The sequence below is a fragment of the Rhodoferax antarcticus ANT.BR genome (assembly GCF_001938565.1).
GTDB classification, from domain to species: Bacteria; Pseudomonadota; Gammaproteobacteria; order Burkholderiales; family Burkholderiaceae_C; genus Rhodoferax; species Rhodoferax antarcticus.
Genome location: NZ_MSYM01000013.1, coordinates 563,979 through 580,652 on the forward strand (window position 1 = coordinate 563,979; position 16,674 = coordinate 580,652).

Below are 16,674 nucleotides of genomic sequence, written 5' to 3' on the forward strand. Positions count from 1 at the left end.
TGTCACTAACTAGGCTAAAGAAGGGTATTTCATGAAAGATGATGCACAGCAACCATGGCTCGACACCGCACAGCAGTTCCAGCAAACCATGACTCATACATGGGCCAAGGCGTTTGAGTCCTTCAAAAACATGGACCTGGGCAAGTTGCCCGGCTCTATGGCGATGGCAAGCCCGTCGAAGATGCCTGACATCAAGTTTCCCCCCGAAAAGCTGCATCAAATCCAGCAAGATTACACAAAAGAAGCCAACGACATCTTGATGATGAGCATGCAAAGCAAGCTCGAACTCAAAGATCGCCGTTTCAGCTCACCTGCCTGGACCGACAACCCGATGGCCGCTTTCACTGCCGCCATGTACCTGCTCAATTCCAAAACGCTGGCACAAATGGCTGAAATCGTTGAAGCTGACGACAAAACCCGTGCCCGTGTGCGCTTCATGGTCGAGCAGATCAACGCGGCTTGCGCACCCAGCAACTTTTTGGCGATGAATGCCGACGCCCTCAAAACCGCGTTGGACTCTAAGGGTGAAAGTATTGCCAAAGGCATCAAAAACCTGCTGCAAGACATGCGTCAAGGCCACATGTCCATGACCGATGAGAGCTTGTTCACCGTCGGTAAAAACATTGCCACCACTGAAGGTGCCGTGGTTTTTCAGAACGACTACATCCAACTCATCGAGTACAAACCGCTGACCGAAAAAGTCTATGAGAAGCCTTTTTTGCTGGTGCCGCCGAGCATCAACAAGTACTACATCCTTGACCTGCAGCCCGCGAATTCGCTGATTCGCTATGCCGTGGAGCAAGGGCACCGCACTTTCGTGGTGAGCTGGCGCAACCCGGATGCGTCGATGAAGCAGGTCACCTGGGACAATTTCATCGAACACGCCATCCTCGAGGCGATTCGCGTGACCAAAGAAATCAGCGGCGCCAAGAGCATTAACACGCTGGGCTTTTGTGTTGGCGGCACCATGCTGTCTACCGCGTTGGCGGTGTTGGCCGCGCGCGGCGACACCTCGGTGGCGAGCGTGACGTTCCTGACGACGATGGTCGATTTTTCCGACACCGGCGTGCTGGACTTGTTCATCGATGACAAGTTTGTCGAGTACCGCGAGAAAGAAATGGGCAAGGGCGGCATGATGAAGGGTGGCGACATGGCCAGCACCTTCAGCTTTTTGCGCCCCAACGACTTGGTGTGGAACTACGTTGTGGGCAACTACCTTAAGGGCGAAACGCCACCGCCGTTCGACCTGCTGTACTGGAACGCCGACAGCACCAACCTGCCCGGCCCGTTTTACACCTGGTACTTGCGTAACACCTACCTGGAAAACAACCTTAGCAAACCCGGCAAAGCAGTGGTGCTGGGAGAGAAGGTTGATTTTGGCAAGGTGAACATGCCGGTTTATATCTACGGCTCGCGTGAAGACCATATTGTGCCGATCAACGGCTCATACGCCACCACACAGTTTTTCCCTGGCCCCACGCGCTTTGTCATGGGCGCCTCTGGTCACATTGCCGGCGTGATCAACCCACCCGCCAAAAACAAGCGCTGCTACTGGACGCGTGATGACGGCATGTTGCCCAAAACTCATGCCGAGTGGTCTGAAGGTGCTGTCGAACATCCAGGCAGCTGGTGGACCGACTGGTCCAACTGGTTGGCCAGCCAGTCCGAGAAGCAGATCCCAGCGCCCAAGACCTACGGCAAAGGCAAGTACAAAGCCATTGAGCCAGCGCCGGGCAGCTACGTGCTGGTCAAGGTCTAGCCTTTGTCAGTTCCATTTGCTCAGTTAGTCGTTTTTTAATCAAGTTTAAGGAAGAAAAATGGAAGATATCGTTATCGTTTCGGCAGCGCGCACAGCTGTGGGCAAGTTTGGTGGTTCGTTGGCCAAGGTCGCCGCAACCGAGTTGGGCAGCATCGTGATTCGTGAAGTGATGGCGCGCGCCAAGCTCTCACCCGACCAGATTGGTGAAGTCATCATGGGCCAGGTGCTGGCCGCTGGCTGTGGTCAAAACCCGGCGCGCCAAGCCACGCTCAAGGCTGGCCTGGCCATGGAAACCCCGGCACTCACCATCAACGCGGTGTGCGGCTCTGGTCTGAAATCGGTCATGCTGGCTGCGCAGGCAGTGGCCTGGGGCGACAGCGACATCGTCATTGCCGGTGGCCAGGAAAACATGAGCGCTGCGCCACACGTGCTCAACGGTAGCCGTGATGGCCAGCGCATGGGCGACTGGAAACTGATCGACTCAATGATCGTTGACGGCCTGTGGGACGTCTACAACAACTACCACATGGGTATCACTGCTGAAAACATTGCGCGTGCCTGCAACATCAGCCGTGACATGCAAGACGCGCTGGCCCTGGCCAGCCAGCAAAAAGCAGCGGTCGCACAAGACGCTGGCATGTTCAAGGACGAAATCGTTGGCGTGAGCATTCCCCAGCGAAAGGGCGGCCCGGTGGTGTTTGACACCGACGAATTCCTGAACCGCAAATCCACCGCTGACGTGCTGGCAGGCCTGCGCCCGGCGTTTGATAAGACCGGCTCGGTCACTGCTGGCAACGCCTCGGGCATCAACGATGGTGCCGCTGCGGTTGTTGTCATGACCGCCAAGAAGGCTGCTGCCCTGGGCCTGACGCCCCTGGCGCGCATTGCCGCGTTTGGCACCAGTGGTCTGGACCCGGCGCAAATGGGCTTAGGGCCGGTGCCAGCTTCCCGCAAGGCGCTGGCCCGTGCGGGCTGGAATGTGCAGGATGTGGACCTGTTTGAACTGAACGAAGCGTTTGCAGCACAAGCCTGTGCGGTGAATCTGCAGTTGGAAGTAGACCCGAGCAAAGTCAACGTCAATGGTGGCGCCATTGCCATCGGCCATCCGATCGGTGCGTCCGGTTGCCGCATTTTGGTGACGTTGTTGCACGAAATGCAGCGCCGTAATGCCAAAAAGGGCCTGGCTGCGCTGTGTATCGGCGGCGGCATGGGGGTTTCCCTTGCCTTGGAACGCTAATTCTGTCTCTATCATCGCCATTCAATAATTTACAAAGAGGGGACAACGATGAGTCAGAAAGTAGCGTATGTGACCGGCGGCATGGGTGGTATTGGTACCGCCATTTGCCAGCGGCTGAGCAAAGAGGGTTTCAAAGTCATCGCGGGTTGTGGCCCAACGCGTGATTACGCCAAGTGGCTGGCCGAGCAGGCGGCACAGGGCTTCACCTTTCATGCGTCGGCCGGCAATGTGGGCGACTGGGACTCCACCGTAACCGCTTTCACCAAAGCCAAGGCCGAACACGGCACGATTGACCTGCTGGTGAACAACGCCGGCATCACACGTGACCGCATGTTCCTGAAGATGACCCGCGAAGACTGGGACGCGGTGATCGAGACCAACCTCAACTCCATGTTCAACGTCACCAAACAGGTGGTGGGCGACATGGTGGAAAAAGGCTGGGGCCGCATCATCAATATTTCCAGTGTGAACGGCGTCAAAGGCCAGGCGGGGCAAACCAATTACTCAGCGGCCAAGGCTGGCATGCACGGCTTTAGCATGGCGTTGGCGCAAGAACTGGCCAACAAGGGCGTCACCGTCAACACAGTGAGCCCGGGCTACATCGGTACCGAGATGGTCAAAGCCATCCGCCAGGAAGTGCTCGACAAGATCATTGCCACCGTGCCTGTCAAACGTCTGGGCGAGCCGAGTGAAATCGCCTCCATCATTGCCTGGCTGGCGTCTGATGAGGGCGGCTACGCCACAGGGGCCGAGTTTTCTGTGAATGGTGGTTTGCACATGGGGTGATGTCTTACGCGACCCCTAAAGCAAAACCCGCCATGTGCGGGTTTTTTTACGCTCAAATGGCCTGACAGGGCGGATGAATACGCCGCCCCCGGCATTACGGCCTTGTCAGGCAAACACTTCTGTCAACTCCAATGTTGCCGCAGCAGAATCCTTGGCCGCCAGCAGCGGCTCGCCTTGGATGGGCCACTCAATGCCCACTGCCGGGTCATTCCAGAGCAGGCTGCGCTCATGCTCGGGGTGCCAGTAGTCAGTGGTTTTGTATAAAAACTCTGCGCTGTCGCTGGTGACCAGAAAGCCATGGGCAAAGCCAGGCGGAATCCACAGCTGGCGTTTGTTGTTCTCTGACAGCAGCACGCCTTCCCACTTGCCGAAGTTGGGCGAGCTGCGGCGCAAGTCCACTGCCACGTCAAACACTGCGCCCTGCGTGACCCGCACCAGCTTGCCCTGCGGGTGCTCAATCTGGTAGTGCAGGCCGCGCAGCACGCCTTTGCCCGACTTGCTGTGGTTGTCTTGCACAAAGCTCACGTCCAACCCGGTGCACTGGGCAAAGTCACGCGCGTTAAAGCTCTCAAAGAAAAAACCGCGTGCGTCACCAAAAACTTTGGGCTCCAGGATCAACACTTCTGGCAGGGCGGTAGGTATCACGGTATATGGCATAAATTGGCCTCTAGCCCTTGCAGCATATGCGCGGGCAGCTATAAATATTGATGTTAACGACGGAGCATGTCTGGGGTGACTCGTCAGATTTGGTGTGGCGCGCCCAAGCGTCGCTCAGGCAACTATCAGCTCAGCAGCCCAAGCAAATACTGCCCATAGCCATTTTTCGCCAGCGGGGCAGCCAGTTTCTGGATCTGTGCCGCGTCAATCCATTTCCGGGCAAACGCAATTTCTTCCGGGCAGGCCACTTGCAGACCTTGGCGCTTTTGCAGGGTGGCGATGAAGCTGGCGGCCTCCAGTAGGCTGTCATGCGTGCCGGTATCGAGCCAGGCGTAGCCCCGGCCCATGATCTCGACGTTGAGCTGACCTTGCTCCAAGTAGCGCCGGTTTACATCGGTGATTTCCAGCTCGCCGCGATGCGAGGGCTGGATGCTGGCCGCGATGTCGCACACTTGGGTATCGTAAAAGTACAAACCGGTGACCGCATAGTTGCTTTGGGGCTGCCTGGGCTTTTCTTCGATGCTGATGGCGCGCATGTCACTGTCAAACGCCACCACGCCATAACGCTCGGGGTCACTCACCCGGTAGGCGAACACGCTGGCCCCGGTTGGGCAGGCGTTGGCGTGGGCGAGTTGCTTGACCAGATCATGGCCATAAAAGATGTTGTCACCCAGCACCAGCGCGCTGGGCTGGCCCGCCACAAACTCGCGCCCGATGATAAAGGCCTGCGCCAAGCCGTCTGGGCTGGGCTGCACCGCGTAGCTGATGGCCATGCCCCACTGGCTGCCATCACCTAGCAACTCTGCAAAACGCGGCGTGTCTTGCGGCGTGGAGATGATCAGCACCTCACGAATGCCAGCGAGCATCAGCGTGCTCAGCGGGTAATAAATCATCGGCTTGTCGTACACCGGCATGAGCTGCTTGCTCACCGCTTGCGTTACCGGGTAAAGCCGGGTGCCGGAGCCACCGGCAAGGATGATGCCTTTGCGTTGAATAGCTGCGTTGGTCATGGTCAATTTCCCTGTCAGTTATCTAAAAAGCCATTTAAAGAATCTCAGCCAGCATGCGGTTCACCCCAGATTGCCACGGCGGCAGCGTCAAGCCAAAAGTGCGTTGCAGCTTTTGCGTGTTCAGACGTGAGTTGTGCGGGCGCGTGGCGGGTGTGGGGAAGGCGCTGGTCGGCACCGGGTCCACCTGGCTTGCTGTGATATTTATAGTGGGCTGCACAAGCTGCGCCTGGGCTAGAACGTGTTTTGCATAGTCAAACCAGTTGGCGGTGCCGCTGGCTACCAGGTGGTAAAGCCCGGCATCTTTGTCGCCACCGGGTTGGCGGGTAACCTGGCGTAGGGCATGCGCGGTGACATCGGCCAGCAGGTCAGCCCCGGTGGGCGCGCCAAACTGGTCGTTGATCACGGTGAGCTTGTCACGCTCTTGCGCCAGGCGCAGCATGGTTTTGGCAAAGTTGCCTCCGCGTGCGGCGTAGACCCAACTGGTGCGAAAGATCAGGTGGCGTGGGTTGGCAGCGGCTACCCGCGCTTCACCTTCAAGCTTGGTCGCGCCATACACGCTTAACGGGCCGGTGGCGTCGGTTTCAACCCAGGGTGTGTCGCCACTGCCGTCAAAGACATAGTCGGTGCTGTAGTGCACCAGCCAGGCGCCGAGCTTGGCCGCTTCAACGGCCAACACCTCAGGGGCTAGGGCGTTGAGGGTACGTGCCAGGTCGGGCTCACTTTCTGCCTTGTCCACGGCGGTGTGGGCGGCGGCGTTGACGATGATGTCTGGGCGTACCGCACGCACGGTGTCGGCCAGACCAGCCAAGTTGCTGAAGTCACCGCAATAGTCTCTGCTGTCATGGTCCAGGGCGATGAGTTCACCCAAAGAGGCCAGGCTGCGTTGCAGCTCCCAGCCCACTTGGCCGCCTTTACCGAGGAGAAGAATTTTCAATGGAGATCTCCAAAACGTTGCAGCATTTGCCTGCTAATGAGGCCAAGGCAGTCCATCAATTGGCTTGCCGCACTGGCTGCGGCTTGTAAACGTTCAAAACGCTCTTGCGCTGAGTCAGGGTAATCATGCGCGAATGCGTTGCGAATCTGGCGCAGGGTCGCCCAATCGTCGGCGCTGGCTAGCCAGCCCAATTGTTCAAGTCTGGCAAACCTGTCCAAGGCCGGCATGGCGGCAATGTCCTCGCCTAGCGCGCGTAGCACGGCCGGCATGAGCTTGGCGCCCATGTCGTCTTGCAGACGCGTGTAGCGGTAGGCAAACTGGTCCAACAAACGCCGATCGTCTTTGTCAAGATGCTCATACGACGCGGCGTCCAGCGCGCGCACACGCATGTCAGCCAAGGCCTCGCCCAGCGCGTCGGCGTGCGCCAGGCACTGCTCATGCGTTTGCTTAAGAGCTAACAGTTCAACTGGGTGTTTCATACGAGTTTGACGCCAGTGGCTCGTGCGACTTCAACAATGGGTCGGGTGTCGTGCGGCACTTCTATGACGACATCAATTTTGCGTTCACCCAGTTCCCGCTCAAGTCTTGTTAGAAATCGAATCTTTCTAGAAAACAGGTCACTGGTCGCAGCAGGGGCGGGTTGAATCAGTAAATCAATGTCACCACCGCGCTTGTTGTCGTCCACGCGCGATCCAAAAAGCCACACGCTCACGCCCGCATCAAAGGCGGCAATGCTGGCTGCCCGAATGGCGGTTTGCTGATTGATGCTTAGGCGCATAGCGTTGTTTGGTCGATGCAAAGAATTATTGTCATGTCAGTTTCCATTCTTCAACCGCCAGCCCAGGCACCCGGGCGAATTCCCGCGCATTGTTGGTCACCAGGACGGAATCGTTGGCCAAGGCGTGCGCCGCAATCAACAAGTCCATCGCGCCAATGATGTTGCCATCGCGTTCCAGCTTGGCGCGAATCTGCGCGTAATGGCCAGTGGCCTGCACGGGCCAAGCTTGCACATCAAAACCAGCCAGCCAAGTCTCTACGGCTGTCGTGAAGCGTGGCACACCCAGTTTGGCCGCACTAAAACGCAATTCTGCCGCCACGATGCCTGACAGCCATAGCTGCTGCCGGTTGAGCGTGGCAAATCGCTCCAGCATCTCGGCGGGGCGCCTACGCAGCACATAGCTGCAGATGTTGGTGTCTAGCGTGCGCAGCATGGTGCTTGGCCAATCAACCCAAAGACCAGTCACGGCCCTGCGCCGGTGCGTCTTGGCGATCAGCAAAAAACTCTTCGGGCAATGCCTGCGTGCTGTCATAAAAGTTCTGTAGCCAAACCCCCATGTTTTGCCCCGGCGCAGGCTCTGGGCGAATCAGCAAAGCATCGCCAATTTGCTCAATCTGCACCTCAGTGGCGGCCAGCCGCAGCTTGGCTGGCAGCCGTATAGCCTGGCTTCTGCCACTCATGAACAATTTGGCGGTGATGGTCATGGGGTACTCCTGTGTCATAACACAGTGAGATATTACATCATTGACCCGGTGACGAGGCACTGGCGTATTGTTTTTGCACCCAATCGCGGTAGGCACCGCTTTGCACATGCGCGACCCACTCTGGGTTGCTCAGGTACCACTGCACGGTTTTGCGAATGCCGGTCTCGAACGTCTCAGCGGGTTTCCAGCCCAGTTCGGCTTCGAGCTTGCGGGCGTCAATGGCGTAGCGGCGGTCGTGGCCGGGGCGGTCGGTGACGTAGGTGATTTGCTCTTTGTAGGGTTGGCCGTCAGCGCGTGGGCGCAGTTCATCGAGCAGGCTGCATACGGTGTGAACGATCTCCAGGTTGGCTTTTTCGTTCCAGCCACCGACGTTGTAGGTTTCACCCAGGCGGCCCGCTTCAAGCACCCGGCGGATGGCGCTGCAGTGGTCTTTGACGTAGAGCCAGTCGCGGATTTGCTGGCCGTCGCCGTACACCGGCAGGGGTTTACCCGCCAGTGAATTGACGATCAGCAGCGGAATGAGCTTTTCTGGGAAGTGATACGGGCCATAGTTGTTGGAGCAGTTGGTGGTGAGCACTGGCAGGCCGTAGGTGTGATGCCAGGCGCGCACCAGGTGGTCACTGGCGGCTTTGCTGGCGCTGTAGGGGCTGTTGGGCTCGATGTGGCTAGATTCGGTAAAGGCTGCGTCATCTTTGGACAGGCTGCCATAAACCTCATCGGTGCTGACGTGCAAAAACCGGAATGCTGCTTTTTCTGTAGCACCCAGCGCAGACCAATAGCCGCGTACCGCCTCTAAAAGGTCAAAGGTGCCAACAATGTTGGTCTGGATGAATTCACCCGGGCCGTGGATGGAGCGGTCCACATGGCTCTCGGCGGCAAAGTTGATCACTGCGCGGGGTTGGTGGGTGGTCAGCAGCTGGGCCACAAGCTCGCGGTCACCAATGTCACCTTGCACCAGGGTATGGCGGGCATCAGCCTGCAGGCTTTGCAGGTTTTCGGGGTTGCCTGCGTAGGTGAGTTTGTCGAGGGTGATGACCGGCTCATCGTTCAATGCCAGCCAGTCGAGAACGAAATTGGCACCAATAAAGCCGGCACCGCCGGTGACGAGGATGGTCATGTTGTTCTTCCCTTTTGAATGCTTAGTGGGTCATTGCGAGACAAAAACTTTTAGCGCGACATGGCAATCCAGGGCGTCCGCAGTCATGGATTGCCGCGGTTTGTCCGCAATGACGGTCTTGGTTCAATCACACTGCCGCTGATTCTATTTCGCCCGAAATGGTGAGCCACTGATCTTCCAGTGACTGCAGTTCTTCGTTCACCGCTTTGAGGCGCTTGCCCAGGTTGGCAAAGTCAGAAGGCGGTGGGGATTGGCTCAAATGGCCTTCCAGCGAAGCGCCCTCGGTATTGAGCACGGCCATGCGCGCTTCCACATCCTGCAACTTGCGTTTGAGCGAGCCGGTGGGTGCCGGTTTGCTTTTGACCTTGGCTGCTGCTGCCGTCGCTTCGGCCTGCGCCTTGCGCTCGGCTTTGGCTGCTGCGCTGCTGGCTTCCTTGATGGCTTCACGCTGGCGCTTGGCTTCGTCGAGCAAATAGCGCTGGTAGTCGTCCAGGTCACCGTCGAACGGCTCTACGCCGCCGCGCGACACCATCCAGAACTCGTCACACACACTGCGCAGCAGCGCACGGTCGTGGCTGACCAACATCAGCGTGCCCTCGAACTCGTTGAGTGCCATGGCCAGCGCCTCGCGGGTGGCCAGGTCCAGGTGGTTGGTGGGCTCGTCCATCAGCAGCAAATTGGGGCGCTGCCAGACCATCATGCACAACACCAGCCGGGCTTTTTCGCCGCCGCTCATGCTACCCACGGCTTGTTTGACCATGTCGCCACCGAAGTTGAAGGTGCCCAGAAAACTGCGCAAATCCTGCTCGCGGGTTTGCTGGCCTGCTATCTTTCCAGCAGCGGTCATGTCTTTGACCAGCCGGATCATGTGCTCTAGCGGTGTGTCCGACGGGCGCAACACGTCCAACTCCTGCTGGGCAAAGTAGCCGATGTTCAGGCCCTTGCCCTCGGTGATCTCGCCGCCAATGGCTTGCAAATCGCGGGCAATGGTTTTCACCACGGTGGATTTGCCCTGGCCGTTGGCGCCCAGAATGCCGATGCGCTGGCCCGCCAGCACCGATTTGCTGACGTTAGTAACGATGACGGTGGGCGGTGTGCCCTCGGGCGCGTCTTCCGGCGGCGGGTAGCCAAAACTCACACCGGTCATCGACAACATCGGGTTTGGCAGATTGGCGGGTTCCTTGAACTCGAAGGTGAAATCAGCCTCGGCCAACAATGGCGCAATTTTTTCCATGCGGTCAAGTGCCTTGACCCGGCTTTGTGCCTGCTTGGCCTTGCTGGCCTTGGCCTTGAAGCGGTCGATGAATTTCTTCAGGTGGGCAATCTTGTCTTGCTGCTTGGAGAAGGCCGCTTGCTGCAGCTCCATCTTTTCGGCGCGCATGTCCTCAAACTTGCTGTAGTTGCCACCGTAACGCACCAGTTTGCCCGCGTCGATGTGCAGGGTGACGTTGGTTACCGCGTCCAGAAACTCGCGGTCATGGCTGATGACAATCATCGTGCCCTGGTAACGCTGCAACCAGGCTTCCAGCCACACCAGGGCGTCCAGGTCCAGGTGGTTGGTGGGCTCGTCAAGTAGCAGCAAATCAGACGGGCACATCAGCGCGCGCGCCAGTTGCAAGCGCATGCGCCAACCGCCCGAGAAGCTGTTGACCGGGTTGCTGAGTTCGGTGGTTTTGAAGCCCAGACCCAGGATCAGCGCCTGCGCGCGGGCTGGCGCGTCATGGGCACCGGCATCTTGCAGGGCCATGTAGGCGTGCGCCATGCGGTCGTAATCGTCGGTGGCTTCAGAGGCGGTCACCTCTTGCTGGGCGGCCAGCAGGGTGGTGTCGCCATCCACCACAAAGTCGGTGGCAGGCTGGTCGGTCTCAGGCATGTCCTGGGCAACCTGGCCCATGCGCCACTGCGCGGGGATGTAGTACTCGCCCACATCTTCGTGCAGGCTGCCGTTGAACAGCGCAAACAGCGATGATTTGCCGGCGCCGTTGCGCCCGACCAGACCGACCTTTTCGCCGGGGTTGATGGTGACGCTAGCGCCTTCAAGCAAGACTTTGGCGCTGCGGCGCAGGGTGACGTTTTTGAGGGTAATCAAGGGGAAAAATTCTTAAAAAAAAAGGGGCACAGCTTTACAGCTTGGTTAAAGCGGAGCGGCTGACCAGCAGCACCTGGTCTTCGCCCGCGCTGGTTTCCAGCCAGACCACCTCAAGCTGCGCAAACGCAGCCTCGAAGTGGGCGCGTTCATGGCCAATTTCCAGTACCAGAATTGCCTCTTCGGACATCTGTGCGGGCGCATCACGCAGCAACTGGCGGATGAAGTCCATGCCGTCGCTGCCACCAGCGGCATTGCCGTCCAGCGCCAGCGTCGGTTCGGCCTGAAACTCGGGCGGCAAGGCGGCCATGCTTTGAGCGTTCACATACGGCGGGTTGCACAGAATCAAGTCATATCGGCTGCCGGTTTTGGGGATGCCGTCGCACTGGCGCAGAAAGATGCGATCGTGCAGGCCGTGGCGGTCGATGTTGATGCGGGCCACTTCCAGCGCCTCGGGGCTGATGTCGCTGGCTTGCACTTTGACATCCGGGTAGACCATGGCAGCCAGCACGGCCAGACTGCCGCTGCCAGTGCACAGATCCAGCACGCGATGCGTGTCTTCGCTCAGCCAGTAGTCCAGGTTGCCCTCCATCAGCACCTCGGCAATCAGCGAGCGGGGCACGATGGTGCGCTCGTCCACATAAAACCCCACACCTTGCAGCCAGGCCTCTTTGGTGAGGTAGGCAGCGGGTTTGCGAGTGCTGATGCGTGCTTCTACAAATGTAGCTATCAGCGCTTGTTCTGTAAGGGCTACAGGCCGATTTGACGTTAAATCTTCAGGACTCAGGGAGGTGTTCAGCGGCAGACCCAAGCGCCACAGTACCAGCCAGGCGGCTTCGTCAAACGCGTTGGTGGTGCCCTGGCCAAAGGCCACACCGGCTTCTCTGAGCCGCTGGGCGGCGTCGGTAACGCACTGGCGCAGGGTCAGCGGTGCGGCTGGGTGTGGATGGGATTTGGAAGATGATGGCATGTTGTCGTCAAGTGTTCAGGTGGGTCAGATTCCGTGGGGTGTTCTTCTGCAGTTCAGTGTCGGCTACGGCTAGTGGCCCATGTCCAGCGTGATTTCGGTAAATGTAGGTTGGTCGTCGGGGTCAGGTTCGTTGGCTCTGGCCAACGCTTGCGCCTGAGCGCTGGCCTGGTTGGTGAAATCATTTTGCAGTCGCCACATCAGGTTGGTGGGTGAGTCTGAATTGGCCAGGCCCTCCTTGCGCTGCACAATGCCGGCGATGATGAGGCGGGCAATGTCTTGCTCAAAAGTCTGGCTGCCTTCGGCCAGCGACTTCTCCATCGCTTCGACGATACCTGAGAAGTTGCCTTTTTCGATCATTTCACTGACCAGTCGGGTGTTGAGCATGATCTCCACCGCCGGGGTGCGTGTGTTGGCCACGGTGCGCAGCAGCCGCTGTGAAACGACGGCCTGCATTGCGGCGGCCAGATCGCCCAGCATGGTCGGGCGTACCTCCACCGGAAAAAAGCTCAAGATACGGCTCAGCGCCTGGTAGCTGTTGTTGGCGTGCAGCGTGGCCAGGCACAGGTGGCCGGTTTGTGCGTAGGCAATGGCTGCCGACATGGTTTCACGGTCGCGGATCTCACCGATCATGATCACATCGGGGGCCTGACGCAGCGCGTTTTTCAGGGCCAGGGGCAAGGATTCGGTGTCGGTGCCCACCTCACGCTGGTTCACCACCGAGCGCTTGTTTTTGAACAAAAACTCCACCGGGTCTTCGATGGTCAGGATGTGGCCCGAGGTGCTGGCATTGCGGTGGTCGATCATGGCTGCCAGGGTGGTGCTTTTGCCCGAACCAGTGGCGCCCACCACCAGGATCAACCCGCGCTTTTGCAGCATCAGATCGGCCAGCAGCGGTGGCAGCGACAAAGACGAGATCGGTGGCACCTCGTTGACGATGAATCGGATCACTGCTGCATAAGTGCCGCGCTGGCTCATGGCGCTGATACGAAAGCGCCCCACGCCCGGCATCGACCAGCCCACATTGAGCTTCGTTTTTTTCCTTTAGCTCGGCAATCTGATGTGCTGGCAGAATTTCGGTGAGCAAATTCAGTGGCGCATCAGGCGGCAGGATCTGGTTGTTGATTGGCACGCACACGCCGTTGATGCGCACCAGCGCGGGCGATTGGGCTGACAGATAGACGTCAGACGCACGTTTTTCAGCCATCAGCCGCAAGATGCGGCGCATGGTGCCCTCGGCAGGGGTGTCTATGCTGGCCATGTCAGTGCCTTTCCAGAAACGTTTTTTAGATCAGGCGGCATGTTGGGGACAGAGCAAAAGTTCACTGCGTGTAACTTTTGGTCTTTCCCTCAATATGAACATCCGACGGCATGTTGGGGACAGAGCAAAAGTTCACTGCGTGTAACTTTTGGTCTTTCCCTCAATATGAACATCCGACGGCATGTTGGGGACAGAGCAAAAGTTCACTGCGTGTAACTTTTGGTCTTTCCCTCAATATGAACATCCGACGGCATGTTGGGGACAGAGCAAAAGTTCACTGCGTGTAACTTTTGGTCTTTCCCTCAATCTCTCAGTAAATCATTCAGACTGGTTTTTGGCGCGGGTTTGCGCATCTACATGCTTGACGATGATGGCCGCATACAGGCTGTACTTGCCGCCTTCCTTGGGAAGGTTGCCAGAAATCACCACCGAACCTGCGGGCACACGACCGTAGCTCACGGTGTCGGTAGCGCGGTCGTAGATCGGGGTGCTCTGGCCAATGTAGACGCCCATGGAAATGACGCAGTTTTCTTCGACGATAACGCCTTCCACCACTTCCGAGCGGGCGCCGATGAAACAGTTGTCCTCGATGATGGTCGGGTTCGCCTGCATGGGTTCCAGCACGCCACCAATGCCGACACCGCCGCTCAGGTGCACGTTTTTGCCGATTTGGGCGCACGAGCCAACGGCGGCCCAAGTGTCAATCATGGTGCCTTCGTCGACATAGGCGCCAATGTTCACGTAAGACGGCATCAGGATCACACCCTTGGCCAGATAGCAGCCACGGCGCGCCACGGCAGGCGGCACCACGCGCACGCCGGTGGCGCGCATGCCAGCTTCATCCAGGTTGGCAAACTTGGTGGGTACCTTGTCATAAAAACCCAGGTCACCGGCCCGCATGAGCTCGTTGTCTCGCAGCCGAAAGCTCAGCAGCACGGCCTTTTTGATCCACTGGTGAGTGGTCCACTGGCCCACGCCATCGCGGGTAGCCACACGCAGGGCACCGGTGTTGAGCTGGTGAATGACCTCCTCGACCGCGTCTGTGACCTCCTTGGGCGCCGAGGCGGCGGACAGGTTGGCGCGGTCTTCCCAGGCGGCGTCCAGGATGGTTTGGAGTTGTTCGGTCATGGGGCTTGTCTCTCAGGAATAGTGGTTGAAAACGTTGCGGCGCAGCGGTGGATGGGCGTCTTAACGCCGCCGACTTTGCACAAACTTGCGGATGCGGTGGGCGGCCTCTACACATTCTGCGGTGTCGGCCACCAACGCCATGCGGATGCGACCAGTGCCGGGGTTGCTGCCGTGCGCCTCGCGCGCCAGGAACGAGCCCGGCAAAACTATCACATTGTAGTTAGCGTACAGGTCGCGGGTGAACGCCAGCTCATCCCCGGCCACGTCGGCCCACAGGTAAAAACCGGCATCCGGCAGGGCCACGTTCATCACCGAAGCCAGCAGCGGCGTCACCTCGGCAAACTTGGTGCGGTACAGCGCCCGGTTGGCCACCACATGGGCCTCGTCGCCCCAAGCGGCGATGCTGGCACTTTGCACCACCGGGCTCATGGCGCAGCCGTGGTAGGTGCGGTAGAGCAAAAATTGGCTGATGATGGCGGCGTCACCGGCAACAAAGCCGCTACGCAGGCCCGGCAGGTTGCTGCGCTTGGACAGACTGGTTAGCGAGATTAGGTTTTTAAAGTCGTGGCGGCCCAGCTTGGACGCCGCCTGCATACCGCCCAGCGGCGGCTCGTCTCGAAAGTAGATTTCGCTGTAACACTCGTCGCAGGCAATCACAAAACCAAAGCGGTCGCTCAAGTCAAACAGCTTTTGCCATTCGCCGAGCGGCATCATCGCCCCGGTAGGGTTGCCGGGTGAGCAGACAAACAGTTGCTGGGTGCGCGCCCACACAGACTCGGGCACGCTGTCCCAATCTGGCGCAAAGTTGCGCGCCGGGTCGCTCGCCACGTAATACGGCTCGCCACCTGCCAGCAGTGCGGCGCCTTCGTAGATCTGGTAGAACGGATTTGGGCAGACCACGATGGGCTTGTCGCCAGTCACGGCGCTGTCGCCGGGGTCGATGAGGGTCTGGGTGAGGGAAAAAAGCGCCTCGCGCGAGCCGTTGACCGGCAGCGTTTGGGTGAAAGGGTTCACCGCCAGGTCGTAACGCTTTTTTAGCCAGTTGGCAAAGGCTTGGCGCAGCGAGGGCTCACCTGCTGTGGCCGGATAAGCAGCCAAGCCGCTGGGGGTGCGGTTGATCGCATCACACAGCGCCTGCTGGATGAAAGTCGGCGTGGCGTGCTTGGGTTCACCAATGCCCAGGCTGATGGGCTTGTACGCGGGGTTGGGCGTCACGCCGTCAAACAGCTGACGCAGCCGCTCAAACGGGTAGGGCTGCAAGAGGGAAAGCAAAGGATTCATGGGGCGTGATTATCCGGGATTGCCTGGGCTGGCTTGTGGTAGGTTAGCCAGTTGGTGCCGTGGTTATAGTGGAAACAGTGAGGCCGTTGGCGTCATCGAGCTGGAAAGTGCCGGGCAGGTCTTCAAGAAACAAGAGGTAAGCAATATGCCATTTGAGAAACCCACCATGCTGATTGGCGTGTCAGCGCGCATCTACTACCCGAGCGGCCCGGTACTCGATCTTGGCGGTGTGTGGACAAAAACGCTGCATTATCTGGAGCAGTCTGTGGCGCTTTGGTTGATCGGGGGCGGCGCCCTTCCGGTGATGATTCCCGCCTTCGAGTCCGAGAGTCTGTTTCGCAGAGAACACCTCAACCTGCGGCATTATGTGGATGCCCTAGACGGCCTGGTCCTTCAAGGTGGCAACGATGTGGCACCAGAGTCCTATGGTGAGACGCCGCTGCAGCCCCAATGGCATGGTGACCCGGTGCGGGATCGCTATGAAATGGAGCTGATCCATGCGTTCGTCGAAGCTGGCAAGCCCGTGTTCGGCATCTGCCGCGGATTGCAGGTGCTGAATGTCGCTTTTGGTGGCACCTTGTGGCAGGATTTGCCGACGCAGTGCCCCGGCGCAGCGCAGCACATCAGCCCGGGTCTCTACGAAAAAAATGTCCACGCACTGGCGCTCACGCCTGGCGGATGGCTGCACAGCCTGTATCCGCAGGCGACGGACTTGTCCGTGAATAGCATCCATCACCAAGGCATCAACACCTTGGCCAGCAGCTTTGACGCGCAAGCCGTCTGCCCGGTCGATGGACGCATCGAGGCCATCCGCAGGTCTTATGGCAGCTTTGTGGCGGGCGTGCAGTGGCATCCGGAATTTCATTGCACAGAGACGGCGTCGAATTTCAACGATCAGCCAATACTCGAAAGCTTTTTAAGGGCGGCCAGGGAGCGGCGCACCGGCATAAGCCAAATAAGCTAGCGCGC

Annotated in this window: 15 protein-coding genes and 2 pseudogenes; 4 read left to right on the forward strand and 13 right to left on the reverse strand. The window is 58.8% G+C overall.

All coding sequences use genetic code 11. The features are described 5' to 3' along the window. The first annotated feature begins 31 nt into the window (after positions 1 to 31). From BLL52_RS11435 to phbB, 3 genes are read left to right on the forward strand one after another with little or no spacing between them, the layout of a single operon-like run. The gene (locus BLL52_RS11435; RefSeq protein WP_075586766.1) at positions 32 to 1,759 is read left to right on the forward strand and encodes a PHA/PHB synthase family protein; all 1,728 of its coding nucleotides are present in this window, start codon (positions 32 to 34) and stop codon (positions 1,757 to 1,759) included. Positions 1,760 to 1,817: 58 nt separating this feature from the next. Beyond that, positions 1,818 to 2,996 carry an acetyl-CoA C-acetyltransferase gene (locus BLL52_RS11440; protein WP_075586767.1) on the forward strand — a complete coding sequence of 393 codons (1,179 nt, stop codon included), beginning with the start codon at positions 1,818 to 1,820 and terminating at the stop codon, positions 2,994 to 2,996. A 48-nt stretch (positions 2,997 to 3,044) separates the two neighbouring features. Next, the gene (phbB, locus tag BLL52_RS11445; RefSeq protein WP_075586768.1) at positions 3,045 to 3,782 is read left to right on the forward strand and encodes an acetoacetyl-CoA reductase; all 738 of its coding nucleotides are present in this window, start codon (positions 3,045 to 3,047) and stop codon (positions 3,780 to 3,782) included. Between the two features lie 105 nt (positions 3,783 to 3,887). On the opposite strand, the gene rfbC is transcribed toward phbB, so the two are convergent. The 13 genes and pseudogenes from rfbC to dapC all read right to left on the reverse strand — a co-directional run bounded on the left by rfbC (position 3,888) and on the right by dapC (position 15,705). Next, a complete protein-coding gene (rfbC, locus tag BLL52_RS11450; protein WP_075586769.1) occupies positions 3,888 to 4,439 on the reverse strand; it encodes a dTDP-4-dehydrorhamnose 3,5-epimerase in 552 nt (183 codons plus the stop codon). 125 nt (positions 4,440 to 4,564) lie between these two features. Beyond that, positions 4,565 to 5,434 carry a glucose-1-phosphate thymidylyltransferase RfbA gene (rfbA, locus tag BLL52_RS11455; RefSeq protein ID WP_075587219.1) on the reverse strand — a complete coding sequence of 290 codons (870 nt, stop codon included), beginning with the start codon at positions 5,432 to 5,434 and terminating at the stop codon, positions 4,565 to 4,567. Between the two features lie 49 nt (positions 5,435 to 5,483). Next, the gene (gene rfbD, locus BLL52_RS11460) at positions 5,484 to 6,383 is read right to left on the reverse strand and encodes a dTDP-4-dehydrorhamnose reductase (RefSeq protein ID WP_075586770.1); all 900 of its coding nucleotides are present in this window, start codon (positions 6,381 to 6,383) and stop codon (positions 5,484 to 5,486) included. Continuing rightward, on the reverse strand, positions 6,380 to 6,862 hold the full coding sequence (locus BLL52_RS11465) for a hypothetical protein (protein ID WP_075586771.1): 483 nt from the start codon (positions 6,860 to 6,862) through the stop codon (positions 6,380 to 6,382). The genes rfbD and BLL52_RS11465 overlap by 4 nt, the downstream gene beginning before the upstream one ends. After that, positions 6,859 to 7,161: a nucleotidyltransferase domain-containing protein gene (locus tag BLL52_RS11470; protein WP_075586772.1), complete on the reverse strand. Its 303-nt coding sequence runs from the start codon at positions 7,159 to 7,161 to the stop codon at positions 6,859 to 6,861. Before BLL52_RS11470 ends, BLL52_RS11465 begins: the two co-directional genes overlap by 4 nt. Positions 7,162 to 7,192: 31 nt before the next feature. Continuing rightward, positions 7,193 to 7,594: a PIN domain-containing protein gene (locus tag BLL52_RS11475; protein WP_075586773.1), complete on the reverse strand. Its 402-nt coding sequence runs from the start codon at positions 7,592 to 7,594 to the stop codon at positions 7,193 to 7,195. A 13-nt stretch (positions 7,595 to 7,607) separates the two neighbouring features. Next, entirely contained in the window at positions 7,608 to 7,865 is a 258-nt protein-coding gene (locus tag BLL52_RS11480; RefSeq protein WP_075586774.1) for an antitoxin, read from the reverse strand. 37 nt (positions 7,866 to 7,902) lie between these two features. Then, positions 7,903 to 8,982 (reverse strand): dTDP-glucose 4,6-dehydratase, encoded by a 1,080-nt coding sequence (rfbB, locus tag BLL52_RS11485; RefSeq protein ID WP_075586775.1) that lies wholly within the window; start codon positions 8,980 to 8,982, stop codon positions 7,903 to 7,905. Positions 8,983 to 9,109: 127 nt separating this feature from the next. Further along, entirely contained in the window at positions 9,110 to 11,071 is a 1,962-nt protein-coding gene (locus BLL52_RS11490; RefSeq protein ID WP_075586776.1) for an ABC-F family ATP-binding cassette domain-containing protein, read from the reverse strand. 34 nt (positions 11,072 to 11,105) lie between these two features. Then, complete coding sequence (prmB, locus tag BLL52_RS11495) at positions 11,106 to 12,038, reverse strand: 50S ribosomal protein L3 N(5)-glutamine methyltransferase (RefSeq protein ID WP_083633910.1); 933 nt, start codon at positions 12,036 to 12,038, stop codon at positions 11,106 to 11,108. 69 nt (positions 12,039 to 12,107) lie between these two features. After that, positions 12,108 to 13,296: pseudogene (locus BLL52_RS11500) on the reverse strand (PilT/PilU family type 4a pilus ATPase). A gap of 302 nt (positions 13,297 to 13,598) precedes the next feature. After that, positions 13,599 to 14,424, reverse strand: a pseudogene (dapD, locus tag BLL52_RS11505) (2,3,4,5-tetrahydropyridine-2,6-dicarboxylate N-succinyltransferase). Between the two features lie 60 nt (positions 14,425 to 14,484). Then, positions 14,485 to 15,705, reverse strand: a complete 1,221-nt coding sequence (gene dapC / locus BLL52_RS11510; RefSeq protein WP_075586777.1) for a succinyldiaminopimelate transaminase — start codon at positions 15,703 to 15,705, stop codon at positions 14,485 to 14,487. Between the two features lie 145 nt (positions 15,706 to 15,850). Between dapC and BLL52_RS11515 the strand changes: the two genes are divergently transcribed. Beyond that, positions 15,851 to 16,669, forward strand: coding sequence for a gamma-glutamyl-gamma-aminobutyrate hydrolase family protein (locus BLL52_RS11515; RefSeq protein WP_075586778.1), 819 nt, complete (start codon positions 15,851 to 15,853; stop codon positions 16,667 to 16,669). Positions 16,670 to 16,674: the final 5 nt, after the last annotated feature.